Source organism: Roseibium sp. FZY0029 (genome assembly GCF_036350355.1).
Classification (GTDB): domain Bacteria; phylum Pseudomonadota; class Alphaproteobacteria; order Rhizobiales; family Stappiaceae; genus Roseibium.
Genome location: NZ_JAZDVZ010000004.1, coordinates 481,956 through 506,467 on the forward strand (window position 1 = coordinate 481,956; position 24,512 = coordinate 506,467).

Genomic DNA, 24,512 nt, shown 5'->3' on the forward strand with positions numbered 1-24,512 from the left:
AGACGCGTTCGGAAGAGGAAAGCCATGTACAAGATCGTCGGATATCCGCGCTCACGGGCCATGCGGGTGATCTGGTTGCTGGAAGAACTGGGCGAGCCATATGAGCTTGATCCAGCCTTTCCCCAAACGGACACCGTCAAGGCGCTGAACCCGACCGGCAAGGTGCCTGTGCTGATTGACGGAGACGAGGTGCTCACCGAGTCCATCGCCATTTGCGCCTATCTAGCCGACAAACACGGCCAGTTCACCTTTCCGGCCGGAATCATTGAACGCGCGCGGCAGGACAGTTTTACCCAGTTCGGGGTAGACGTCCTTGAAGGCGCGCTCTGGACGGCAGCCAAGAACAGTTTCATCCACCCGGAGGAAATGCGGGTGCCAGCTATCAAAAACGTCTGCAGAATGGAATTCGCACGGGGTCTCGAAACGCTGGAGCAACGCCTCGGGAAAGGGCCCTACGTGATGGGCGACACCTTTACGATTGCCGATATCCTGCTCGGAAGCTGTCTCGGGTGGGCCAGCAGTGCCAAATTCGAGTTGCCGGACGAGGGGCCTGTCTACGCTTATTTCAAGCGGTTGAAGGAGCGCCCTGCCTTCCGTGCGACAATGGCAAAGGTTGCGGAGGCCGCATGATCCGCGTCGCGAAGATCCACAATGCCGGGACATGGACCGGCCAGGCCGTCGACCAGGTGACGCTTGACCGGGAAGACCGGTACAGGCGCAGGGCTGTGCTCACCGGCGCTGCCGGCCTGACCTTTCTGCTGGACGAACCAGTAGCCATTCACCTGCGTCATGGCGACGGTCTGGAGCTGGAAGACGGCCGGATCGTTGAAGTTCTTGCCGAGCCGGAAGAGCTGGTCGAAATTCATGCCGACGACTCGGCCCATCTGGTGAAGATCGCCTGGCATCTGGGCAACCGGCACCTGCCGACGCAGCTCATGGGCAACACCCTGCGGATCCGGCGGGACCACGTGATTGAAGACATGGTGGAAAAACTCGGCGGCCGTCTGACCGAACTGTCTGCCCCCTTCGATCCGGAAGGCGGTGCCTACGGCCATGGCCGCACCCACGGGCACGATCATGGACACGGGCATTCGCACGACCATCCGCATGGGCACAGCCATGACCATAGCCACGATCACGGGTCCGGACATTCCCATGACTGAACCCTTAGCTCCGCGACTGCCCCTGTCACCGCAGGCGCTCTACCGGCTGCAGGCGTTTCTCTCGCCGGCCTTTCCCATCGGTGCCTTTACCTACAGCCACGGGCTGGAACAGGTGATCGAGCAGGGCGGGGTGGCAAACGCGCGCGACCTTGACATCTGGCTGCGCGAAATCCTGCGCTTTGGCGCTGGAAGAAGCGATGCCATCCTCCTGAAGGAAACCCACCGGGCCGCCCTCGCAGGAGACGGAGAGACCGTCGCAGAACTGCGGGACCTGGGTCTGGCATTGCAGCCCTCCAGAGAACGGCACCTGGAATCAAGCGCCCAGGGCAGCGCCTTTTTCAGGGCCATTTGCAACAGCTGGATGCCGTCAGCGGACACGCAAGCCGCACGCCTGTTTCACGAGGTCGCGTCGGACGAAAACCTATCCTGGCCCTATCCGGTGGTACTGGGCCTAGCGGCTGCGGCCCACGGGTTGCCGGTGGATGCCGCGCTCCATTGTTTTCTGCATGCTTTTGCCGCCAACCTGATTTCCGTCGCCGTCAGGGTCGTGCCGCTTGGCCAGAGCGACGGACAGAAGGTGCTGGCGGGTCTGGAACCGGTGATCTTCGAAATCGCGGAAGAAGCCGAGGCAGCAGGTCTTGATGACCTTGGCACTTCCACCTTCCTTGCAGATATCGCCTCCATGGCGCACGAAACCCAGTATTCGAGGTTGTTCCGTTCATGACTTCCCAAAATGGTCCCTTGCGCGTCGGCATTGGCGGTCCCGTCGGGTCAGGCAAGACCACACTGACCGACAAGCTGTGCAAGGCCATGCGCGACGACTATTCGCTCGCCGTCATCACCAACGACATCTACACGAGCGAGGATGCCGAAGCCCTGATGCGCTCGCAGGCCTTGACCAGCGACCGTATTCGCGGCGTCGAGACCGGCGGCTGCCCCCATACGGCGATCCGCGAGGATGCCTCCATCAATCTGGCAGCCGTAGCGGACCTGACGAAAAGCATCCCGGATCTTGATCTGATCCTGATCGAATCCGGTGGTGACAATCTGGCCGCAACCTTCTCGCCGGAGCTTGCCGATCTGACGATCTATGTGATCGACGTTGCCGCCGGCGAGGAAATTCCGCGCAAGGGCGGGCCGGGCATCACACGCTCCGATCTCCTGATCATCAACAAGACCGACCTTGCTCCCTATGTCGGCGTCAATCTGGAGGTCATGGACCGGGACGCCAAGAAAATGCGCAAGGACCGTCCCTTTGTCTTCGCCAATACAAAGGCGGGTGAGGGTGTCGAATCCGTGGTAGACTTCATTGTCCAAAAGGGTGGGCTGAACGCTTGAATCTTGGATGATGATGGCCGCATGATCGCTGGCAGACAGGAAGCTTGCGCGCATAACAACGCGCTCTGGTGCGATGCGGTTCTGAAATCCGCAGGCGCGAAAACCGCTTTTCATGCAGGGTTCTGGTGCGCGCGGGACAAGACCCTGCCGCTCTATCCGAACATTGTCACGCTGTTGCCGAAACCGGGAGCGGAATTTTATGCCGCGCTGACCGACGTGCCGGAAGGAGCCGGGGTGAAGGACAGTTTCGACACCCTGGATCTGGTGTCCTACGGATTTCAGAAGCTTTTTACCGGCACATGGCTGTTTCGTCCGCCGGTCAGTTCCAAACGCGCCACGGTCAGCTCCGAATGGCACAAGGTGGCGACGTCGGAAAGCTTGCGCAAATGGCTGGCCGGCTGGAACAGCAACGAAAGCCTTCATCCCGTTTTCCCACCCAAGCTGCTGGAACGCAAAGCCATCGATTTCGCTGCCATCGTGAAGGATGGCACGGTGAAGGCGGGTGCCGTCTTCAACACCGGGCCAAGGCTGGACGACAAGGATGTGCTGGGGATCTCCAACGTCTTCTGCCGCAAGACCTGGCTCTACAGCGCCCTGCACGATCTTCTGGAACCTTTCCCGAACCGGCCGCTGTGCACCTACGAAAACGACGCAAGCGTGCTGCCGGTCTATCGGCAGCTCGGTTTCGAGCCTTGCGGACAGCTTTCCGTCTGGCTGAAACAATAGCCCCCAAACATGCCGAAGCCCGCAACTTTTCAGCGGCGGGCTTCGATCTTCGACGAGGACTTGTGACGCTATTTCACCGTCACGGTCTGCCGCGCAACGATTTCCGCATCACCTGCGGACAGGACGAAGCGTAGCTCGTATGTGCCCGGTTCTTCCGGTGTCCGCACCTCCACAACACCGTTGGAGATGTTATCCGCAATCTCCCAGGCTCCCGGCGCCGTGCTCCACGCATCCTGGGATGGTTCGGCAAAACCGATGAAGTTGCTGGCGTTGGCCGGGCCGCTCGCCTTTACGCTGACGTAGGTAGCGGCCGGAACTTCGGACGGGCCTTCCAGCGTCACCTGCGGATCCGTGATCTTCAGCGGTTGACTGGCGAGGATCTTCGACCCGTCTGGCGTTGAAAGAATGTAGCGCAGTTCATAATCGCCCCGGGCCAGTGGCGCGATGATCGACACGCTGTCGCCATCCGGACGTTCGTAGGTGACATAGGCCGAAGGATCCGAGCCGACCGCTGCAATGCCGATCCAGTCGTCCGGGGCCTTCGGACCGCTCCAGGTCACGTTAAGTCTGCCGCTCGCTTCCACAGTGCCGGCAGCCTGCAAAGCGGCAGCACTTTCGCCAACGGTTAGCGCTTGGCGCGTCAGGACAGTCTGATCGATGCCAGTGACATAGATAACCTCGTAACTGCCGGCTTCGCTCGGGGCCTGAATCGTGACCGGAGACCCATCGACAGTGCCTTTCCAGCGGCCCTGATAATCATCGATCGTGCCATCCTTCGGAACGATCCCGATCCAGTCTTCCGGCCCGTTGGGGCCTTCAAAGGCAATCTCGACCGGCTGTCCGGCAGCGACTTCAGGAGCGTAGGTGAGAGTCGCCTGGACTTCTGTCACCTTGACCGGAGCCCTGGCCAGAACCCGCTCGCCAGCTTCAGTCCAGACATAGACGATTTCATAGTCCCCCGGCTGGGTTGGCAGTGCCAATTTGGCAGGATTGCCGTCTTTCACATAAACCCAAAGATCCCGTTCCAGCCGGTTTCCGTCCGGAGTGACCACCCGCAGGAAGTCGCCGTCGAGACCGGGGCCGTCGAAAGCAATATCCAGCAGAGACGTAGCGGGCGCCTCGGGAGAGGCCGGCGTGACGCTTGCCTCAGGAAGATTGCCATCCAGAAGAACGGTCTGCTGGCCCCCCTTGTCGGACACGTCAAGCGCAGCGCCACCCGCCTTTTCGCCGAGTTCGGCGCTGACGACGTAGGAACCTGGTTCCAGTTCAACCTCGACGCTGCCGCCCGTCATGCCGGAGGCTACCACGGTCTCGTCATCGACGCGCGATACCATCCACTGCACCGGCCCATCTATGGGCTGGCCGCTTTCCTTGTCGGCAGCCGTCAGCACGGTGACGGGAAGCGGTGTTTTTTCCTCCACCGCGGCAACGCTTTCCTTCAGCGCTTCACTCAAGCCTTCAGCATCCCGGGCATTCCAGTAGGTACCGCCGGTCAGATGCGCGATACAGGCGATCTTGGCCTGGTCCGCCTTGGAAGCGATATCGAAGCCGATGACATGGGCCTTGAAATCGACACCGGACCTTGCGAGCGCCTCGGCGAGGGCGCAAGGGTCGCCGCCGCAGGTTTCGATACCGTCGGAAATCAGGATCAGCCGGCCGGGCCGATCATTCTGTGCCAGAAGTTCTGCGGCCTGGCGCAGGGTTTCGGTAATCGGTGTCTTTCCGCGCGGCGTAAGCGCCTTGACGCTTTCCACCAGTTTGGCGCGGTCCAGGTCGCTTACCGGAACCAGCGTCTCGACATCGCCGCAGTCGGCCTTGCGGCGGTGGCCGTAGGCCATCACTCCGGCCCTTGTGCCATCGGGAAGGCCGGCCACGAAGCCATCGAACGCAGACCGGGCAATTTCCGCCTTGGCGGTACCGTCGATCTGACCCCACATGGAATTGGAGGAATCCAGGACGAACAGAAGATCCGGGGGTGTATCCTCCTGCGCCCTTGCGGGCGACATGACCATTGCGCCGCCGATGAGAGCGGCTCCCAGCAATCGAAACACAGGTTGCTTTGAAATCAGCATGAAACCTTGGGCTCCTGTAATGTATTTCTAGAAAAAGCCTTATCCGGAAAGGAGATAGGCGAGACGGGCCGAATTTAGGAACTCTTGCCATCTCGAAGTGTGATAAAAGTCGCAACTAGACAGATTTGCCAAGAAAAAAATGACGTTGGGAGACCTGCAATGATGTTCGACGGTATCAACCTGATTGCGGTTGCTGCGGCCGCCATTGTGTCATTTCTGTTTGGCGCGCTCTGGTACGGCATCCTCGGCAAGGCCTGGATGAAGGCCGCCGGCCTGACCAGGGACCGGACCCGGCCGGATCCGGTTGTCTTCGCAACCACCTTTTTCTGCCAGATCATCATGGCCTTCGTCTTCGCCGGCGTCATCTACCACAGCGGCGGAGCCGACATCAGGAACGGGATCATCTCAGCCCTGATGATCTGGGTCGGCATCGTCATGACCACGCAGATCGTCAATCACCGTTTCCAGGGGCTGTCCTGGAATTTGACGCTGATCGATGGCGGACACTGGCTCGGTGTGCTCCTTGTCCAGGGTATCGTGATCGGATGGCTGAGTTGACCGCCATCCCCCTCGAAATACGCGTAAATCCGTACGAGTTTGAAGGTCTTAGGCCTTGCCATAGACCAAAGACTCGCCGACTAAAGTACCAAGTCCAGGTTCTGGACGCTTGGTGGGGCGATACGCATAATGGCCCCAGCAAAGCAAGGCCGCGGAAGGGAGATTTCACTTACCGTCGGTCCAATTGTGGTTTCTGGGAGGTTTCACATGACTGAGTCCGTATTTCCCGTTCCCGCGGACGTTGCCGCGCGGGCGCATGTCGACAATGCCAAATATCTGGAAATGTATAAGCGCTCCGTGGAAGACCCCCAGGGCTTCTGGGGCGAACACGGCAAGCGGGTCGACTGGATCAAGCCATTCACCAAGGTGAAGAACACCTCCTACGACTATCACAACGTATCGATCAAATGGTTCGAGGACGGAACGCTCAACGTTTCGGCCAACTGTGTCGACCGCCATCTGGAGAAACGCGGCGATCAGCCAGCGATCATCTGGGAAGGCGACGATCCAAACGAGCACAAGGTCATCACCTACAAGGAACTGCACCACGAGGTGAACAAGTTCGCCAACGTGCTGCATGGCCAGGGCGTCAAGAAGGGTGACCGCGTCACCATTTATCTGCCGATGATCCCGGAAGCTGCCTACGCGATGCTGGCATGCGCCCGCATTGGCGCGGTCCATTCCATCGTTTTCGGCGGCTTCTCACCGGACAGTCTGGCGCAGCGGATCGAGGATTGCGCCTCTGAATGCGTGATCACCGCCGATGAAGGCCTGCGCGGCGGCCGCAAGGTGCCGCTGAAGGCCAATGTCGACAAGGCAGCCGAAAAAGCGCCCGTGAAAAGCGTGATCGTGGTCAAGCGCACTGGCGGCGACATTTCCATGCAGGCCGGCCGCGACGTCTGGTATCACGACGAAGCAGACCGGGTGTCCGATCACTGCGCACCGGTGGAAATGAATGCGGAAGATCCGCTGTTCATCCTCTACACCTCCGGCTCGACCGGCAAGCCGAAGGGGGTGATGCACACCACCGGCGGTTATCTGGTCTATGCATCCATGACCCATGAATATGTCTTCGATTATCACGAAGGCGACGTCTATTGGTGTACGGCGGATGTGGGCTGGGTCACCGGTCACAGCTACATCGTCTATGGCCCGCTCGCCAATGGCGCAACCACGCTAATGTTCGAAGGCGTGCCGACCTATCCGGGACCCGGCCGCTTCTGGGAAGTGTGCGACAAGCACAACGTCAACATCTTCTACACCGCACCGACCGCGATCCGCGCCCTGATGGGCGCCGGAGACGAACATGTCACCAAGACCTCGCGCAAGTCGCTGCGTCTTCTGGGGTCCGTCGGCGAGCCGATCAATCCGGAAGCCTGGACCTGGTATTACAACGTGGTCGGCGACAAACGCTGCCCGATTGTCGACACCTGGTGGCAAACGGAAACCGGCGGCATTCTGATCACGCCGCTTCCCGGCGCAACCGACCTGAAACCGGGCTCGGCCACCCGGCCGTTCTTCGGCGTGCAGCCAGCAATCGTCGACGCGGAAGGCAAGTTCCTGGAAGGGGCGACGGAAGGCAATCTGGTCATCAAGGATAGCTGGCCTGGCCAGATGCGCACGGTCTATGGCGACCATGAACGCTTCGTCCAGACCTATTTCGCCACCTACAAGGGCCTGTATTTCACGGGTGACGGCTGCCGCCGCGACGAAGATGGCTACTACTGGATCACCGGCCGCGTCGATGACGTGATCAACGTGTCCGGCCACCGCATGGGAACGGCGGAAGTCGAGAGCGCACTGGTGGCGCACCCGAAGGTTTCCGAAGCCGCTGTGGTTGGCTATCCGCACGACATCAAGGGGCAGGGCATCTATGCCTATGTCACCCTGATGGAAGGCGAAGAGCCGACCGACGAGTTGAAGAAGGAACTGGTCAAGCATGTCCGCTCCGAAATCGGGCCCATTGCCTCGCCAGACCTGATCCAGTTCGCGCCCGGCCTGCCCAAGACCCGTTCGGGCAAGATCATGCGCCGGATCCTGCGCAAGATTGCCGAAGACAGCTTCGACAGCCTCGGCGATACGTCGACCCTGGCTGATCCGACCGTTGTCGATGACCTGATCGACAACCGCCAGAACCGCAGCTGACCGGCACGGTCTGAAACTGGAAACGCAAAAGGCTCGCCAACCGGCGAGCCTTTTTCAGTTTTTCAGATCAGATCCCGGAAGAATCCGGTTATCTGGAAACGTAGATCTGCTGAATCTTCTTGGCGATATTGGCAAACGCGTTGATCAACTCATCCGCACTCGTCGCCTTGTAGTAGTTGCCTGTGCTGGCGCAGGACTGCATGTTTTTAGAACCGGCCGAGCTATCGTTGGTACCAAAGTAGACCCCGAAAATGGAAATTCCCTCGTCTTTCATGGCCTGGCAAAGCGCACGCTGAGCTTTAGAGGAATTATTGTTGTAGCTCTCGCTTTCACTGCGTTCCTGCCACTGATTGACGGGAATCATCTCGCATTTCCACTGCCAGCCGAACCGTTTCGAATAGACCCAGTCGCATTCTTCCCGTTCCTTCACATACTCGTAGAAACGGTTGTTGTCGCCATCGGTCATGATGATCGCAAACTTGAGCACATCATCGTTGTCGTAGGGTTCCGGCTTGCTCGCCAAAGGCCACACGTCGGAATAGTTCGGGGAGATACTGTTCCAGCCCCAGACCACCCCGGTCTGGCCAGCCGTGCCGCCATTGTCATTCAGGTCCGCAATCGCATCGAGCAATTTGTCCCGGTCTGCCGTCAGCGGGATCATCTTCGACGTGCTGGAGCACCTGTTGCTGCCACCGCCGTAAAACACATCCTTCGGCGGCGGATCGGTCTTGACGTAATAATGGTAGGGCATGTCCGTGTATCGGACTTTGTAGATATCCTCGCCGTCGTCATAGTCCTGACGCTCGGTCACACAGACGCTGCTGTCAGCATAGCCATAGACGCCGCCCTTCACCTTGGCGGCGTAAGTTCCAAGATTGACGCCCTGGCTGTAGGGGACGAGGGAAATGCGCACCTTGCTGTCCGCTTCTTCCGTGGTCTCCGGAATAAGGATGTTCACAAGGCCCTTGGACGCATCCCGCAGCGTACCCATGTCGTTGCGCATGGAGCCGGTGACGTCGACGACGAGGGCCAGTTCAACGTCGAACCGCGAATAGGTCACCTGGGAGCTCGTTCCGAAGTTGAACGTTTCCGGCCCGAGGGCCTGCATCCCATATCCACCCATGTCGATGAAATAGTTGTCGAGCGTCGCAAAGGACGACACCTTGATGGTGCCGTTTTCCGGATCGACGACAAAGCTGAGGTTCTTGATCGCCTCATCCAGGAATTCGACATCTGCGAGGTTGGCCTTGAAGGAATCCGCCAGGGCCGCCTTGATCTGCTCGTCGCTCATGACGCTGGTCGACAGATCTGCGGCAACAGAAAGAGCTGCCGCATCAATGGCAAAGGACAGTTTCTCGCGTGCATTCACCGTGCGGGACACGTCGATCGTGGTCCCGGCGATCACCACGATCAGGACGACCATGATAGCGAAAACCGGCAAAATCGATGCTTTGCGATCGCCGGTTAACTCTTTGAGCAAGGGCCGGCCAATGAGACGCCTGAAATACTGCATTGCTGCCTCGTGATTTTGTGAGACAGATAATCTAGAAAAGTACCTAATTCCTTAAACGGAATGTAGAAAATCAGGGGTATCTTCCGTTTGGTAAACCAAATGGAAAGAAATTTGGCCTGAGCCGTGGTGCGTCCGCGGTCTCATGGTCCAAATCGGAACAGGCGAAGCGGCCACAAATGTTTCAGGTGATGCCGGCGACGGCCTGCATGAAATCAGGGAGTGAAACCGCCTGAAGCCGGTTTTCACCAGCCCGCACAGATCAGCCTGGAAACACCGGTCGGGCCGCAGAGAAGCCTTCAAAGGCCTCTGGCTGAATGACGATCCTGTCTCAAACCCTCAATGCGCGTGGGCACGCGTTTTCAAAGCCATGCCCTACGGTTCCAGTTCGGTATCCCAGTAAAGGAAGTCCAGCCAGCTATCATGCAGATAGTTGGGTGGAAAGCCGCGGCCATTGTTGTGCAGGTCCTGGATGGTCGGCTGAAACGGCATGTGCATCGGCCACATGTTCAGCTGTTGGCAGGACTTGTTGGATTTGCGCAGGTTGCAGGGGGAGCAGGCGGTAATGACATTGTCCCAGGTGGTCAGACCACCCTTGGAGCGTGGGACAAGGTGGTCGAAGGTCAGCTCATCCTTGGAGCCGCAGTACTGGCACTGGAATTTGTCGCGGAGAAAGACGTTAAATCGGGTAAAGGCGGGGTATCGGCTGGGTTTCACGAAGGTCTTGAGCGAAACCACGCTGGGTAATCGGAACTCGAAGCTCGGACTTCGAACCGCCGCATCGTATTCGGCAACGATGTTGACCCGGTCCAGAAACACAGCCTTGATGGTATCCTGCCAACTCCACAGAGACAGGGGGTAGTAGCTCAAGGGCCGGTAATCCGCATTGAGCACCAACGCCGGATGGGCGCCCGACGAAACCGCTATCGTCACCTTCCGCTCCTCATTCCAAGAGTACACCGCACCCAGACAGGGATGCGTTGCTCTAACGACTTACGTTGGATCAACTTCAAGCAATCAGGTGCCAACTGACAGCGCGTTGACCTGTCGGAATGTCCGTGATCCGGTCAAACGGACAGCGGAACATGTCCTTTTGTGACGGGAGTATTGTAGTGCCGAGGTGACAGTCTTGTGAAGCCCGGGAAAATCATTTCTGGGTGCAGTTGCCGTGAGATGAGACCCGGCAAAGGATTTTTCTTAACTCCATGAATTGTTTACGCAAAAGCAAAATCCCCTGCGTCATTGTGACTGTTCTGCGCGAAGAAGCAAAAAGGGCGCCTTGCGGCGCCCTTTCTCATGACCCGAAATGCGGTCGAATCAATTCGTCGTCCACTCGCGGATATCGACGAAATGTCCGGCAATGGCCGCCGCAGCCGCCATGGCCGGCGAAACCAGATGGGTCCGGCCCTTGTGGCCCTGACGGCCTTCGAAGTTGCGGTTGGATGTCGATGCGCAGCGCTCGCCCGGCTTCAGCTTGTCGGCGTTCATGGCAAGGCACATGGAGCAGCCCGGCTCGCGCCATTCAAATCCGGCTTCCTTGAAGATGACGTCCAGACCTTCTTCCTCGGCCTGCTCCTTCACCAGGCCGGAACCCGGAACGACCATGGCGCTAACGCCCGACGCCACCTTGTGATTGCCGATGACGGCTGCCGCGGCACGCAGGTCTTCGATGCGGCCGTTGGTGCAGGACCCGATGAAGGCACGGTCGATCTTGATGTCCGTGATCTTCGTTCCCGGCTGCAGACCCATATACTCGAGGGCGCGCTTCTTGGATTCGCGGCGGTTTTCGTCTTCGATTTCCGCCGGATCCGGCACCACGCCTTCCACCGAAATGACGTCTTCCGGAGACGAACCCCAGGAAACAATCGGCGGCAGGTTGGCTGCGTCCAGTTCGATCACCTTGTCGAAATAGGCGTCTGCGTCAGAGTGCAGGGTCTTCCAGTAGTCAAGTGCCATATCCCAGGCTTCGCCCTTGGGCGCTTTCGGGCGGCCTTCGATGTACTTGAAGGTGGTTTCGTCCGGTGCAATCAGGCCTGCGCGTGCGCCGGCCTCGATGGACATGTTGCAGACCGTCATCCGGCCTTCCATCGACAGCGCGCGGATGGCTTCGCCGGCATATTCGATCACGTAGCCTGTGCCGCCGGCAGTACCGATCTTGCCGATGATGGCCAGAACGATGTCCTTCGCGGTAACGCCGGCCGGGATCTTGCCCTCGACCTTCACCAGCATGTTCTTGGCTTTTTTCTGGATCAGCGTCTGGGTGGCCAGAACGTGTTCCACTTCCGACGTTCCGATGCCATGTGCCAGGGAGCCGAAAGCGCCGTGGGTAGAGGTGTGGCTGTCGCCGCAGACGATGGTCATGCCGGGCAGGGTGAAGCCTTGCTCCGGTCCGACGATGTGAACGACACCCTGACGCATATCGAGTTCGGAATAATATTCGATGCCGAATTCGGCAGCATTCTTGGCCAGCGTATCGACCTGCAGGGCCGATTCCGGATCATCGATGCCGTGGCGGCGGTCGGTGGTCGGAACGTTATGGTCGACAACCGCAAGCGTCTTCTGCGGCTGGCGCACCTTGCGGCCGGCCATGCGCAGGCCCTCGAAAGCCTGCGGGCTGGTGACTTCATGCACCAGGTGACGGTCGATGTAGAGCAGGCCGGTTCCGTCCGGCTGCATGTCGACCACGTGGTCGTCCCAGATCTTGTCGTAAAGCGTCCGTGCCTTGGCCATGGGTCTCTCCTCGGTTCATCCGAGCAAACGGTCAAACAGTCAAAAGTTTGCGAAGTGCCCGGTGATGCCCTTTGCGGCGCGTCCAGCCGCGAGGGTCTATCCTCGTTTATCGTAGCTAGTGAATGACGCAGCGCCGCTTGAAGGTCAAGAGCTCCAAGTTGAGCTGAATTCAACTCAGATTGACTGGCGCCGGGTGTAAGGGTCGCAAAGCCCTCAATTTGTCATCGGCAGCGCCAGGGGAAGGCGCCAAAACAAAAAAGGCGGCCCGAAGGACCGCCTTTTCGAAACGTCTTGCCGGGCCGGCTTATTCGGCTGCGTTCTCTGCAGCTTCCTTGGCAGCAGCCTTGGCTTCTGCAGCGGCAACCTTGGCAGCAGCCACTTCCGCGCGCACTTCTTCGTTGAGGCGCTTGGAGCGAGCGTTGGTGTTTTCGACGATACGGGCAGACTTGCCGCGACGGTCACGCAGGTAGTAGAGCTTCGCGCGACGGACCTTACCGCGGCGAACCACTTCAACGCCTTCCAGCATCGGGGAGTAGACCGGGAAGACACGCTCGACGCCTTCACCGTAGGAAATCTTGCGAACCGTGAAGCTCTCGTTGATGCCGCCGCCGGAACGCGCGATGCAGACACCTTCGTAAGCCTGGGTACGGGTACGGGTACCTTCGGTGACCTTCACGTTGACGCGAACGGTATCACCAGGAGAAAATTCCGGCAGCTTGCGCTGCTCTTCGATTTTCGCCATTTCTTCAGCATTGAGCTGCTCGATGATGTTCATGGCATATTTCCCTTTTGAATTACAAAGCGGTCAGAGCGTTTTCCGGTTTGGGCCGGAAACGGGTTCACCGACTTTGGGCCATGTTGCTTGTCAGCCAGGATTTTCTGATTGTCTGGAACCTTCCGGCCCAAGTTCAGAGCGCAGGTCTTTCCAAGGAAAAGACACAACTTCACCCAGCTTCGGCGCGCATATACAGGAAATTTGTCCGACTGTCATGCGGATTCTTCAATCCACGTCGTCTTCATCCGCCATATAGGCATCCCAGAGATCCGGCCGCCGCTCGCGCGTGAGACGCTCGGCTTCGGCCATGCGCCATTCGTGGATCTTCCGGTGATTGCCCGAGGTCAGAACCTCGGGAATGGTCAGACCTTCAAACTCGGCAGGCCTCGTATATTGCGGATGCTCCAGCAGGCCGCCTTCGAAGCTTTCGGTTTCCGCGCTGTCCATATTGCCCATGACACCCGGGATCAGCCGGATAACGGCGTCCAGCATGGTCAGCGCGCCGATTTCCCCGCCAGAGAGGATGTAGTCGCCAACGGAGACTTCCTCCAGGCCGCGCGCGTCGATCACCCGTTGGTCGACCCCTTCGAACCGGCCGCAGACGATGACTGCGCCCGGGCCTTCGGCAAGTTCGTGGGCACGGTCCTGGGTGAAGGGCGCTCCGCGCGGGCTCATCAGAAGCCGCGGGCGCGGATCGTCGGCAGGCGCCGCCGCATCGATGGCTCTGGCCAGAATATCGGCCCTGAGCACCATGCCGGCGCCGCCACCGGCCGGCGTGTCGTCAACGGAGCGGTGTTTGTCCGTTGCAAAATCACGGATCTGACTGGTTTCGAGCTGCCACAATCCCTTGTCCAGCGCACGCCCCGACAGGCTGTGACCCAGGGGCCCAGGAAACATGTCCGGGTAGAGCGTCAGAATGGTTGCCTTGAACGTCATTACGCCTGTCAGTTCCGCTGATTGGCCATTGAGCCAGCCCCAAATCGCGAATGGTTAAGGGCCCGTTTACCGGTTTTCTAAAAACCTGTCGAATTCATCAGGTTAGCCGCCGGAAAGAAAGCTCTGATTAAGGCTCCCCGTATAATGTGGCAAGAGCGTTTCAATCGGGTTTACTGCCGTGGCAAAGTTTCCAGTCCTGCGTTTCAAACTTCCCCGTTTCATACAGGTTCATGTCGACCGGCACTATCTCGACATTTCCCTGAGCCGCGTGCTGCCCCTGTTCGCGCTGATGACCTTCGGCGTGCTGGCTGGTCTTGTGTTCAACACCGGCGTCGGCCACCCGTATGACAAGGTCATCCATATTGGGTTTTTCGCGCTTCTGACCCTGTCCATCCATGCGCTGTTCTGCTGCCGGCTGCGCATTTCCGCCGTCGTTGCCTTCGGCATGGGTCTCGCAGGCGAAGTGGTGCAGGGCTTCATTCCCCACCACGAAATGTCGCTGCAGGATGCCTTTGCCAATGGGATCGGGGTCGCGCTGATCGTCGCGCTGATTGCTCTGAAGCGGTCCGAGGTTCGTCAGGCTGTCCGGGAGGACGTTCAGGCGAACGAGCGTGAAGAACTCAATCTGCGGCAGATGGGCCTGCAGCCCGTGCCGACGCGTTACCTGTCCGGCGCACCCGTCGAGGGTTCGGGCGTTCCTTCGGAGAAATAGTCTTCTGGCAGTGAAACGCTGACCCGGCCGTTTTCCAGATCGATCTCCGGCACGAATTCCTTCGTGAACGGGATATAGAAGCTTCGGCCGCGTTTTGGCCGGACTTCCAGAAGGTCGCCGGCACCGAAATCCTGAACCGCAATGATTTTCCCAAGCGTCTCGCCAGTCTGGTCGAGCACGTCGAGGCCGGTCAGGTCGGAATAGTAGAATTCGTCTTCTTCAGGCTCGGGCAGCTGATCACGGTCGATGAAGAGATCGATGCCGTTCAGTTCTTCCGCCTGATTGCGGTCCGCGATCCCCTTGAACTTGGTGATCACGACCGTCTTCTGCACCCGCGCCCGTTCCACCTCGAAGGAACGTTTTCCGTCCCGGGTGGTCAGAATGCCGTAATCGGCAAAGGAAAGCGGGTCATCGCCATAGGGCTTGACCCGCACTTCCCCGCGAATGCCGTGCGCCGCACCGATCTTGGCCATCAGAACCTTCTGATCGTCCTCGGACGTCATTTCAAAAGGCTCCCTGGCAACTGTATTCCGGCGCGGCCTGACACATCTGCTTATTCTGCAGCAGCTTCTTCAGCCGGAGCGGCAGCAGCTTCAGCGGCAGCAGCGGCTGCTTCTTCTTCAGCCTGACGCTTGGCTTCAACGCGTTCCTTCGCCTTTGCACCCAGCTCGGCTTTTTTCGGGTTGTTGCGCGGCTCACGCTTCAACAGGCCGGCAGCATCCAGGAAACGGTGAACGCGGTCGGTCGGCTTCGCGCCGTTGTCCAGCCAATGCTGGATGCGCTCGACGTTCAGGGTCACGCGGTTTTCGGAATCCTTCGGCAGCATCGGGTCGTAGGAACCGACCTTTTCGATGAAACGGCCATCGCGCGGGGAGCGGATGTCAGCAACAACGATGCGGTAATACGGGCGCTTCTTGGAACCGCCACGTGCCAGGCGAATTTTCGTAGCCATTTTTATGTCTCCAGTTTGTTCAGTTGCCGGCTTCAGCGGCAATGGCTTCGTGGTGCCGGATCACTTCCCTGACGATGAAGTTCAGGAATTTCTCGGCAAAGTCAGGATCAAGATTGGCGTCGCAGGCAAGCTGGCGCAGCCGCTCGATCTGAATTTTCTCCCGCGCCGGATCAGCCGGCGGCAGGTCGTTGGTGGCTTTCAGGACACCCACTTTCTGGGTGCACTTGAACCGTTCGGCGAGCATGTGAACAAGAGCTGCATCGATGTTGTCGATGGACGCCCGAAGAGCCTTCAGTTCGCTCAAGGCAGGGCTTTCACCCAGCTTGGTCTCCGCTTCGCTCATCGTTTCTTGCCCTTGCCCATGCCCGGAAATCCGGGAAGTTTCGGGCCACCGAGGCCCGGAAGACCCGGCATGCCCATGCCTGGCGGCAGACCGCCGCCCATGCCGCCGGGCAGGCCTTTCGGCATTTCCATGCCGCCCGGCAACTTGCCGGACTTGGCCATTTCCTCAAGCTGCTTGGGGTCGACGTCCGGCATTCCGCCGCCGCCGAGGCCGCCCATCAGCTTGCCCAGCATGCCTTTGCCCTTGCCCATCTTCTTCATCATGTCCGCCATCTGGCGGTGCATCTTAAGAAGCTTGTTGACGTCGGCCACATCCATGCCCGAGCCGGCAGCAATACGCTTCTTGCGGCTGGCCTTGAGCAGTTCGGGTTTCTGACGTTCGGCAGGTGTCATGGATTCGATGATGGCGACCTGACGCTTGAACATCTTGTCGTCGATGTTCGAAGCCTCAATCTGCTTCTTCATCTTGCCGATGCCCGGCAACATGCCCATCATGCCGGACATGCCGCCCAGTTTTTCCATCTGGCGAAGCTGCTCGGCGAGATCTTCCAGGTCGAAATGACCCTTCTGCATCTTCTTCGCCATTTTCGCGGCCTGTTCCGCGTCGATGGCTTCGGCGGCCTTTTCGACCAGCGAGACGATGTCGCCCATGCCGAGGATGCGGTCTGCGATCCGGCGCGGGTGGAAGTCTTCAAGTGCGTCTGATTTTTCGCCGGTACCGATCAGCTTGACCGGCTTGCCGGTGACCGCCTGCATGGAGAGCGCCGCGCCACCGCGGCCGTCACCGTCCATACGGGTCAGGGCGATACCGGTGATGCCGACGCGCTCATCGAAGCTCTGCGCCAGATTGACGGCGTCCTGACCCGTCAGTGAGTCAGCGACCAGCAGGATTTCGTGCGGTTGGGCAGCGGCCTTGACCTCTGCCATTTCCACCATCAGCGGCTCATCGATGTGGATACGGCCGGCGGTGTCGAGCATGACCACGTCGTAACCGCCGAGCTTGGCGGCGGACATCGCCCGCTTGGCGATCTCGACCGGGCCTTGGCCCGCGACGATCGGAAGCGTGTCGATGCTGTTCTGTTCGCCCAGAACCTTGAGCTGCTCCTGGGCCGCCGGACGGCGGGTGTCGAGCGACGCCATCAGCACCTTGCGCTTCTCGCGCTGGGTCATGCGGCGGGCGATCTTGGCCGTGGTGGTGGTTTTACCCGACCCCTGCAGACCGACCATCATGATCGCCACCGGCGCCGGAGCGTTCAGATCGATCGGGTGGGCTTCTTCACCGAGCATCTCGACCAGCTGATCATGAACGATCTTCACGACCATCTGGCCCGGCGTCACGGACTTGACCACCTCGGCCCCGACGGCGCGGTTGCGCACCTTGTCGGTGAAGGAGCGTACGATCGGCAGCGCGACGTCGGCCTCGATCAGCGCGCGGCGGATTTCGCGCAGCGCCTCGTTGACGTCGTTTTCCGACAGCGCACCGCGGCCGGTGAGCTTGTCGAAAATACCGCTTAATCGATCGGACAGGCTTTCAAACATCAGTAGTCCTTGAATGGTCTCGGTTTCGGGAAGTCTCCCGAACCATATGGGCAACCGCCGGTCGTTTCCAACCGGATCAATCCGCGCAAAGCAGTTTGACACCCGAGGGCGCAACGCGCTGTCGGGTGGTAACCTCCGGGATCTCTTTACACCTTTACGGGTCCCGGTCGGCGGCTTGAAATATCAGTCACTCATATGGAGTTGGCGGGTCTATGCCTGAAACCGGCCAGAGAGTCAAGGAAGCTGCCGAAAATCACCGCGCGGCTGAAACGCTCTTCTCGATACTGCGGGTTTTTCCCGGCCTAGTCGACGATGAACAGCTTTGCGCCGGTCGTGGTCGACGACCTGTGCGCTGCATCGCCAAAGTCGGAAACCTGATAGCTCATCCCCGCGGTCAGCGTGGTCTTTGAACCATCCTTCAGCTCCGAGACAAGTTCACCTTCCAGAACCAGAAGAATATGCCCCCTGTCGCACCAGTGATCCGCCAGATAGCCCTCAGAATACTCCACGTGCCGGATGCGGATGTCACCGATATTCAGAGTCCGCCAGAACGCAGTTCCAGTCTCGCCGGGATGTTCCGTCGGTTCGATTTTCGACCAGTCGGTCACGGTGAACGGTAAATCCGGAATTTTCAATTCAGCCGCCTATCGGTGAATGCACTGCGCCAGCTTTAGTAGAAATGCGGTAATAGCGCAACGGCGAGACCGTGCCGCTGGATCGCAACTGCGTGCCGGACATATACGTCAGGCCATCAGTGCGTTCGTGCTGATCGCGATCGAAGTCAGGATGGCAGCCGTCAGCAGCACCGCGGCCAGACCCAGCAGAAGACCGAAGATAACCACCAGGCCGTCCCGTTCGACGATGCCGACGCCGGCGATGAACAGCGCGACCGCCGGAAACCAGCCGCTGAGCGGTACAGGCAGAAACAATGTGAAAGCAATCACGAACAACGCAAGCCCTAGCAAACGCTCATGTTTTCGCGCAAACAGACCTTCGTACCGGTGGGCCAGCACGCGCTCCAGCCGCATTGTGACGGGACGCAGGCGCACCATCGTTCGCCGCAACTTGTTGTGATTGAGAGACAGGCGAGCAAGTGGCCTGGGCAGTTTCACATGCGGAAAGCCGAGCACCATCTGGAACGTGGTGACGAGAACCGGCAGACCGGTGACGAGAGAGGAGCCGGGCGGCAACGGCAGAAGCGTCAGCAGGGAAAACAGCACAATCGCCCAGCCGAACGACGTCTCGCCCAGCGCCAGCAGCAAATTGCCGAGCGTCAGTGTGCCGTCCCGGTGCTGGTCGCGTGATGTCCGCAGGATCGGGAGCGACAGCGAAGGTCTTCGGCGTCTTTCGCCCTGCATTCAAGTTTTCCGTTACAGCTTCTCAGTCGCGCCGGGTCTATCATCCCGTTTGAAATAAATCCAACGCCGAGTGGCGCGATGCCGAGTTTCGCTGTTGGTCACAAAGACGCGGCTTCGGACAGGCGGGCGCTGTCAGTCCCGCTTCGATGTCTCGTATTTGGATGAAACTTCGTAATAATCGTTGAAACCGATCCGCTCGCGCAGTTCCTTGAAGTCCATGAGATCCGGGGTGCGGTCCTGGTCGGTCCTCAGTTTTTCGAGCGTTGCCACCATCGCCTTCATGGCGCTGGCCATCAGGGTCAGCGGATAGGCGGCAATGGCGTAGCCGATGTCCTGCAGCTCTTTATGGGAAAGGTCCGGCGTCTCGCCGCCTTCCACGATGTTGGCCATCTTCGGGCCCGGCAGTTCCCGGCAGATCTCCTGCATTTCAGCCACCGTCTTGGGCGCTTCGACAAAGAGGATGTCGGCACCGAGTTCCTTGAACCTGGCCGCCCGGGCGATCGCCTCGGCAAGACCATGCTCGTGGCGGGCATCGGTACGCGCAAGGATCAGGATATCGGCACCTGCTTCCTTGGCATCCTGCGCCGCACGGATCCGGTCAAAGGCTTCTTCACGGGAAACGACAGCCTTGCCCGGTGTGTGGCCGCAGCGCTTTGGCGCAACCTGATCCTCGATCATCACGGCCGCAGCACCCGCCTTGGCCATGCCGGTCACCGTACGGCGCACGTTCATGGCATTGCCGTAGCCGGTATCGCCATCCGCCAGCAGCGAAATACCGATGGCATCAGTGATATTGCGCGCCTGATCGAGCACCTCGCCATAAGACATCAGCCCGAGATCCGGCTGGCCGATCCGCGATGCAGAGGCGGCAAAACCGGACATGAAGGTCAGATCGAACCCGGCCTGTTCGATCAGTTTGGCCGACAAGGCATCGTAGCAGCAGGGCATGACGTGGAGTTTCGGCTGCTCCAGCAGCGCGCGAAGCAAATCTGCCGGTGACGGCATGACAAAAACCTCAGAACTTGAACGGAAGATAGAGCGCGAGATCAGTCCAGACATACAGGATCGCGACCGAAATCAACATGATCACCAGGAACGGCAGCACCCCCCGCGAAACGTCAGACAGTTTCGACCGCGCCACCGACTGGATGACATAGAGATTGAGCCCGACCGGCGGTGTGATCAAGGCGCATTCCACCATCACGACCATATAGACGCCGAACCAGATCGGATCGAATCCCAGCGCCATGGCCGCCGGCAACAGCACCGGGGTCATGATCAGCACCATGGACAGCGCCTCGAACACCAGCCCCATGATCAAAAGCACGATCGACACCACGATGATGAATGCCAGCGGCGTGTCGATGGTCTGGCCAATGAAGACCGAGATGTCCTGCGGGATCCGGTACAGGGTGATCGCCTTTCCGAACACCTTGGCGCCGGCGATGATCAGCACGATGGCAACCGTCGTCACCATGGCATCGAACGCGGCTTCCTTCAGGCCTTGCCATGTGAGCGTGCGCAAGAGCGGCCCGGTGATCAGAAGCGCCACGGCAAAGCCGATGGCGGCGGCTTCCGTCGGTGTTGCGGCACCACTGTAGATCGCGCCGATGACCACCAGCGCCAGCAGGATCGAGGGAAACGCCCGCACTGTTGCCCGCAAACGCTCGTCCCAGCTTGACGCCGGTTCCGGGGTGTAACCGCCAAACCAGCGGGCATAGACCATGGAAAATACGATGAAGAACACCACCAGCAGCAAGCCCGGGCCGACACCTGCCAGAAACAGCGCGATCACCGATTGTTCGGTGACGAAGCCGTAGACGATCATCGGGATCGACGGCGGGATCAGGATACCCAGCGTGCCGCCGGCGGCCAGTAGCCCGTAGACGAATTTTCGTTCATAGCCGCGCTGGATCATTTCCGGGATCGCAACCGTGCCGATGGTGGCGGCTGTTGCGACCGAAGACCCGGAAATGGCGGCGAAGATGGCGCAGGACAGAATCGTCGCGACGGCAAGCCCGCCAGGCCAGTGGCCGACCCAGGCATGAACCGCGGCAAACAGATCCCGCCCGACACCGCCCTTGAGCAAAATATTCGACATCAGAAGAAACAGCGGCACCGCCAGAAGAATGAACCCGTCGAGTGTCGACAGGATCGCCTGGGGCGCCATCAGTGGCGAGAAACCGCCGAGAATGAGCATGGCCAGACCAAGACCGCCCAGCGCGAAGGCAACCGGAACCCGGATCAGCAACAAGCTGAACAGCGCAGCGAGAATGAGAACTGTGGTCATTCCATAACCACCGCTTCATGATCGCCCGACTTGGGCTTCTGGCCGAGTTCGATAAGTGCCTGCACGAATAATAGCGCGAACCCGAGGGGAACGGACAGTTCGGAAATCCACATGGGAAGATCCAGCATGGTGCCGGACGTGCGGCCTCGCTCGAAGGAATCGTAGAATATCCCGCCACCTTTCCAGGCGACCAGAATGCTGAACACCGCCACGAAACCCATCGCAAGCACGTGACAAACACGGCGCCAGACCGGGCTCAACTGGTCCGTCAACGCATCGACCGCAATGTGCCGTCCGCTCTTCAGCAGCCAGGGCATGGCAAGCATGGTGCCCCAGATCAGGCACAGCTGGGACAGCTCCGACGCCCAGATGGTGGGCGCAATGAAGAGATACCGCGCCAGCACTTCGTAGGTGAGCATGCAGCCCACGGCGACGAACAGGAATGCGGCGATCCAGGCGAAGGCCTGGAGAACAAAATAGAAGGCTTTCATGAAACCATCTGTCGATCGAGCAATCGGCAAGGCCGGGACAGGACGCCGGAGGCCCGGTATCCGTGACCGGAAGCGGCCGGGCGTTGCCCGCCGCTTCCGTCATTCATGATCCGCGAACCGTCAGAATGTCTGAGCGGCTTCGAGAACCTGCTTGCCCAGCGGGCCTGCTTTTTCGACGAAGTTGTCATAGACCGGCTGGCTGACGCTCTTCCAGGCAGCCATTTCTTCCTCGGTCGGAGTGTAGACCGTCATGCCGTTCTGCTTCGAAATCTCGTAAGCCTCTGCCTCGATCTGGGACATGCGGTCACGCACATCGGCTTCCGCCTTCAGGGCCGCGGCCTCGATGATCTTCTTGTGCTCATCCGGCAGGCTGTTCCAGAAATCCGTGTTCACCACGACGATAAACTCGATATCCGCATTGTTGGTGACGGTGATCGTGTCCATCACTTCCCAGAGCTTGCGAGACTTGACGCCGGAAATCCCGGTCATGCCGATGTCCACCGTACCGCGCTGGTAGGCGAGATACTGTTCCGAGCCGGAAATCAGCGTTGGTGCACCGCCGGCCACGGTCACGAAATCGCCAAGGGTCTTGCCGAAGACGCGGACCTTCTTGCCCTTCAGATCTTCCGGCGTTTTCAGCGGAGCGCCATTGGACAGCATGATGGAGCCGCCATAGGCCTGCCACCAGAGCACGGTCGAACCGGTTTCCGCGATCGCCTCGTCCAGCGGTCCGCGCACGGGGGACCCTTTGGCAACAGCCTTCCGGACCTTTTCTTCCGTATCGAACAGGAACGGCTGATAGAAGACATCGACGGCGGGAATGTCGCCGACATAGCGGGTCAGGGACGCGACGCCCATTTCAATGGAGCCGCTGCCGACCGCCGCAGGAACCTCGTTGTCCTTGTAGAGCTGAGCGGAATCGTAGATCTCCACAGCAATGTCGCCGTTGGAGTTTTTCTCGACTTCTTCCTTGAAAAGCTGAAGATTCTGGCCGAGATGGCTCGTCATGGGCAGTTGCAGCGAAATGCGCAAGGTGGTGTCTGCGGCCTGCGCCGAACCGGCTGCCAGGCCAAGCGCCATTGCTGCGCCAAGCGCCCAGGTAAGTGGTTTCATGTTTTCCTCCCAAATTTATGAAATCACTCTGGCAAAGCCTCCCGGTCCGGTCAACATGATCTGGCGTACAGGTGTGTTTTAGAAGCATATTTGGCGACGGCGCCAAGGGTGAACCACCGACCCGCCGTTCCAGGTCTTCAGGAGGTTCAAAACCCGTTGGCCTTGCTTTTTGCGGTGCACAGGCAGATAACGAAAGTCTTTTGACACACACGCCTGCTGTCCTGACAGCCGACCGTTGCGGACGTCCAGTCTATGAATTATCGCGCCATTGCGTTGCCAATCGGACGATTGCTCATCCTGATTTCAGTTTTGATGATCGTCCCCGGGATCGCGGATGTGTTCGCCAGAAACTCGGACTGGCAGGTCTTTCTGGTGTCGGCTCTCGTCCTGGGGACGGCCGGCCTGCTGATGACCATGGCCTTTCAGGGAGAGCGGCCACCGGGTCACTTCCGCGAAGCCATCCTGTTCGTCAACGCCGCCTGGTTCGCATTTTCCTTTGCCGGTGCCGTGCCCTTCTACTTCAGCGGTCTCGGCATCAGCTTTACAGACGCCTTTTTCGAAACCGCCTCCGGCCTGACCACCACCGGCTCGACCATCCTGACCGGCCTCGACACCCTGCCACCCGGCATCCTGCTCTGGCGGGCGCTGCTGCAATGGGTTGGCGGCATCGGTGTGGTGGCTATCGGGATCTGGCTTCTGCCGGGTCTGCGCGTTGGTGGCAGCCAGCTCTTTGCCCTGGAATCTTCGGAAAACACCAGCAAGCCCTATGGTCATGTCGGCCCGTTCGTCTACCGGCTGCTGGCGCTTTATGCAGGCCTTTCGCTGAGCTGTGCCACACTTTACCTGCTGTGTGGAATGACCTTCTTCGAAGCGGTGATCCACTCCATGACCACCGTCTCGACCGGCGGTTTTTCCACATCCGACCAGTCCTTCGGCCAATTCGACGGTCTGGCCGTCTACTGGGTCGCTTCCGTGTTCATGCTGAGCTCCGCCGTACCGTTTCTCTATCTGATCCGCAGCATCGAAAGGCGGCATTGGGTGAAGGACGTCCAGATCATGCTGCTGCTGGCCATTGTTGCCGCGGCTTCGATCAGCGTTTTCCTGTTCGAGCGCTTCATTGCCCACGACACCCCGTTCCAGATGTTCACCTATGCAGTGTTCAACGTGGTTTCGGTGATCACCACCACCGGATACGCAGCCAACGATTATCTGCAGTTCGGCCCGCCGGTGATCGCGATTTTCTTCGTGTTGACGTTCTTCGGCGGCTGCAGCGGGTCCACATCCGGGGGCTTCAAGATGTTCCGGATCGCGATCCTCGGCAGCTACATCCAGGGCCTGTTCCGGCGGATGATCCGTCCGCACCGCGTAGTCGAACCGAGATACCAGGGCCGGGCCGTGTCAAACCCCGTTCTGGAAGGTGTTCTGGTCTTCGCGGTTCTTTACGCCGGGGCCTTCGCGGCGTTTTCGCTGGTCTACATGATGCTTGGCCTCGATCTCGAGACGGCGCTCAGCGCCTCCATCACGGCTCTGGCGAATGTCGGACCCGGTGTTGGCGAAACCATCGGACCGTCGGGTACCTTCCAGTCCCTGCCCGATCTCGCCAAGTGGTTCCTGGCGGTTCAGATGATCCTTGGGCGGCTGGAAATTCTCGCAGGCATCTTGCTGCTGACGCCCGATTTCTGGCTGGATTAGAACCAATCCGGCCGCAAAGGCTTCGACTCTCTTTCGATCACAAAAAACCACCGCCGGCGTGACCTTACCG

General features: G+C 59.6%; 25 protein-coding genes. 9 read left to right on the forward strand and 16 right to left on the reverse strand.

All coding sequences use genetic code 11. The annotated features are described in order from the left end of the window. The first annotated feature begins 24 nt into the window (after positions 1–24). From V1T76_RS13900 to V1T76_RS13920, 5 genes are read left to right on the forward strand one after another with little or no spacing between them, the layout of a single operon-like run. The gene (locus V1T76_RS13900; protein WP_330561242.1) at positions 25–630 is read left to right on the forward strand and encodes a glutathione S-transferase family protein; all 606 of its coding nucleotides are present in this window, start codon (positions 25–27) and stop codon (positions 628–630) included. Further along, a complete protein-coding gene (locus V1T76_RS13905) occupies positions 627–1,163 on the forward strand; it encodes an urease accessory protein UreE (RefSeq protein ID WP_330561244.1) in 537 nt (178 codons plus the stop codon). Before V1T76_RS13900 ends, V1T76_RS13905 begins: the two co-directional genes overlap by 4 nt. Next, the gene (locus V1T76_RS13910; RefSeq protein ID WP_330561245.1) at positions 1,054–1,887 is read left to right on the forward strand and encodes an urease accessory protein UreF; all 834 of its coding nucleotides are present in this window, start codon (positions 1,054–1,056) and stop codon (positions 1,885–1,887) included. Before V1T76_RS13905 ends, V1T76_RS13910 begins: the two co-directional genes overlap by 110 nt. Next, the gene (ureG, locus tag V1T76_RS13915; protein WP_330561246.1) at positions 1,884–2,501 is read left to right on the forward strand and encodes an urease accessory protein UreG; all 618 of its coding nucleotides are present in this window, start codon (positions 1,884–1,886) and stop codon (positions 2,499–2,501) included. The genes V1T76_RS13910 and ureG overlap by 4 nt, the downstream gene beginning before the upstream one ends. Before the next feature lie 21 nt (positions 2,502–2,522). Beyond that, positions 2,523–3,227 carry a hypothetical protein gene (locus V1T76_RS13920; protein WP_330561247.1) on the forward strand — a complete coding sequence of 235 codons (705 nt, stop codon included), beginning with the start codon at positions 2,523–2,525 and terminating at the stop codon, positions 3,225–3,227. 68 nt (positions 3,228–3,295) lie between these two features. Here the strand turns inward: V1T76_RS13920 and V1T76_RS13925 are convergent, their stop codons facing one another. Then, positions 3,296–5,299: a vWA domain-containing protein gene (locus V1T76_RS13925; protein WP_330561248.1), complete on the reverse strand. Its 2,004-nt coding sequence runs from the start codon at positions 5,297–5,299 to the stop codon at positions 3,296–3,298. Positions 5,300–5,458: 159 nt separating this feature from the next. Here V1T76_RS13925 and V1T76_RS13930 point away from each other — a divergent pair, with 159 nt between their 5' ends. Continuing rightward, positions 5,459–5,857 carry a DUF1761 domain-containing protein gene (locus V1T76_RS13930; protein ID WP_330561249.1) on the forward strand — a complete coding sequence of 133 codons (399 nt, stop codon included), beginning with the start codon at positions 5,459–5,461 and terminating at the stop codon, positions 5,855–5,857. A 207-nt stretch (positions 5,858–6,064) separates the two neighbouring features. Beyond that, positions 6,065–8,002, forward strand: a complete 1,938-nt coding sequence (gene acs, locus V1T76_RS13935; RefSeq protein ID WP_330561250.1) for an acetate--CoA ligase — start codon at positions 6,065–6,067, stop codon at positions 8,000–8,002. A gap of 88 nt (positions 8,003–8,090) precedes the next feature. Here acs and V1T76_RS13940 read toward each other — a convergent pair whose 3' ends face one another. From V1T76_RS13940 to trmD, 5 genes are all read right to left on the reverse strand, one after another. Further along, complete coding sequence (locus V1T76_RS13940) at positions 8,091–9,443, reverse strand: TadE/TadG family type IV pilus assembly protein (RefSeq protein ID WP_330561251.1); 1,353 nt, start codon at positions 9,441–9,443, stop codon at positions 8,091–8,093. 444 nt (positions 9,444–9,887) lie between these two features. Continuing rightward, a complete protein-coding gene (locus V1T76_RS13945; protein WP_006936861.1) occupies positions 9,888–10,445 on the reverse strand; it encodes an HNH endonuclease in 558 nt (185 codons plus the stop codon). Between the two features lie 384 nt (positions 10,446–10,829). Beyond that, a complete protein-coding gene (gene leuC, locus V1T76_RS13950; RefSeq protein ID WP_330561252.1) occupies positions 10,830–12,242 on the reverse strand; it encodes a 3-isopropylmalate dehydratase large subunit in 1,413 nt (470 codons plus the stop codon). Between the two features lie 304 nt (positions 12,243–12,546). Further along, positions 12,547–13,017 carry a 50S ribosomal protein L19 gene (rplS, locus tag V1T76_RS13955; protein WP_330561253.1) on the reverse strand — a complete coding sequence of 157 codons (471 nt, stop codon included), beginning with the start codon at positions 13,015–13,017 and terminating at the stop codon, positions 12,547–12,549. A 225-nt stretch (positions 13,018–13,242) separates the two neighbouring features. Further along, positions 13,243–13,953, reverse strand: coding sequence for a tRNA (guanosine(37)-N1)-methyltransferase TrmD (gene trmD / locus V1T76_RS13960; protein ID WP_330561254.1), 711 nt, complete (start codon positions 13,951–13,953; stop codon positions 13,243–13,245). Between the two features lie 178 nt (positions 13,954–14,131). On the opposite strand from trmD, the gene V1T76_RS13965 reads away from it, so the two are divergent. After that, positions 14,132–14,665 carry an antibiotic resistance protein VanZ gene (locus V1T76_RS13965; RefSeq protein WP_330561255.1) on the forward strand — a complete coding sequence of 178 codons (534 nt, stop codon included), beginning with the start codon at positions 14,132–14,134 and terminating at the stop codon, positions 14,663–14,665. Here the strand turns inward: V1T76_RS13965 and rimM are convergent. From rimM to V1T76_RS14015, 10 genes are all read right to left on the reverse strand, one after another. After that, positions 14,614–15,168: a ribosome maturation factor RimM gene (rimM, locus tag V1T76_RS13970; protein ID WP_330561256.1), complete on the reverse strand. Its 555-nt coding sequence runs from the start codon at positions 15,166–15,168 to the stop codon at positions 14,614–14,616. The genes V1T76_RS13965 and rimM overlap by 52 nt on opposite strands. A 50-nt stretch (positions 15,169–15,218) precedes the next feature. Continuing rightward, positions 15,219–15,617 (reverse strand): 30S ribosomal protein S16, encoded by a 399-nt coding sequence (rpsP, locus tag V1T76_RS13975; RefSeq protein WP_330561257.1) that lies wholly within the window; start codon positions 15,615–15,617, stop codon positions 15,219–15,221. A 19-nt stretch (positions 15,618–15,636) separates the two neighbouring features. Further along, positions 15,637–15,960, reverse strand: a complete 324-nt coding sequence (locus V1T76_RS13980; protein ID WP_330561259.1) for a chorismate mutase — start codon at positions 15,958–15,960, stop codon at positions 15,637–15,639. Beyond that, positions 15,957–17,498, reverse strand: a complete 1,542-nt coding sequence (gene ffh / locus V1T76_RS13985; protein ID WP_330561260.1) for a signal recognition particle protein — start codon at positions 17,496–17,498, stop codon at positions 15,957–15,959. The genes V1T76_RS13980 and ffh overlap by 4 nt, the downstream gene beginning before the upstream one ends. 302 nt (positions 17,499–17,800) lie before the next feature. Next, entirely contained in the window at positions 17,801–18,133 is a 333-nt protein-coding gene (locus V1T76_RS13990; protein ID WP_330561261.1) for a DHCW motif cupin fold protein, read from the reverse strand. A 108-nt stretch (positions 18,134–18,241) separates the two neighbouring features. Continuing rightward, on the reverse strand, positions 18,242–18,856 hold the full coding sequence (locus V1T76_RS13995; protein ID WP_330561263.1) for an exopolysaccharide biosynthesis protein: 615 nt from the start codon (positions 18,854–18,856) through the stop codon (positions 18,242–18,244). 132 nt (positions 18,857–18,988) lie between these two features. Continuing rightward, a complete protein-coding gene (locus V1T76_RS14000; protein ID WP_330561265.1) occupies positions 18,989–19,861 on the reverse strand; it encodes an isocitrate lyase/PEP mutase family protein in 873 nt (290 codons plus the stop codon). Positions 19,862–19,871: 10 nt separating this feature from the next. Then, positions 19,872–21,146 carry a TRAP transporter large permease gene (locus V1T76_RS14005; protein WP_330561266.1) on the reverse strand — a complete coding sequence of 425 codons (1,275 nt, stop codon included), beginning with the start codon at positions 21,144–21,146 and terminating at the stop codon, positions 19,872–19,874. Beyond that, on the reverse strand, positions 21,143–21,637 hold the full coding sequence (locus tag V1T76_RS14010; protein WP_330561267.1) for a TRAP transporter small permease: 495 nt from the start codon (positions 21,635–21,637) through the stop codon (positions 21,143–21,145). The genes V1T76_RS14005 and V1T76_RS14010 overlap by 4 nt, the downstream gene beginning before the upstream one ends. A gap of 120 nt (positions 21,638–21,757) precedes the next feature. Then, positions 21,758–22,750 (reverse strand): TRAP transporter substrate-binding protein, encoded by a 993-nt coding sequence (locus V1T76_RS14015; RefSeq protein WP_330561268.1) that lies wholly within the window; start codon positions 22,748–22,750, stop codon positions 21,758–21,760. 252 nt (positions 22,751–23,002) lie between these two features. Between V1T76_RS14015 and V1T76_RS14020 the strand changes: the two genes are divergently transcribed. Further along, a complete protein-coding gene (locus tag V1T76_RS14020) occupies positions 23,003–24,442 on the forward strand; it encodes a TrkH family potassium uptake protein (protein WP_330561269.1) in 1,440 nt (479 codons plus the stop codon). The last annotated feature ends 70 nt before the right edge of the window (positions 24,443–24,512 follow it).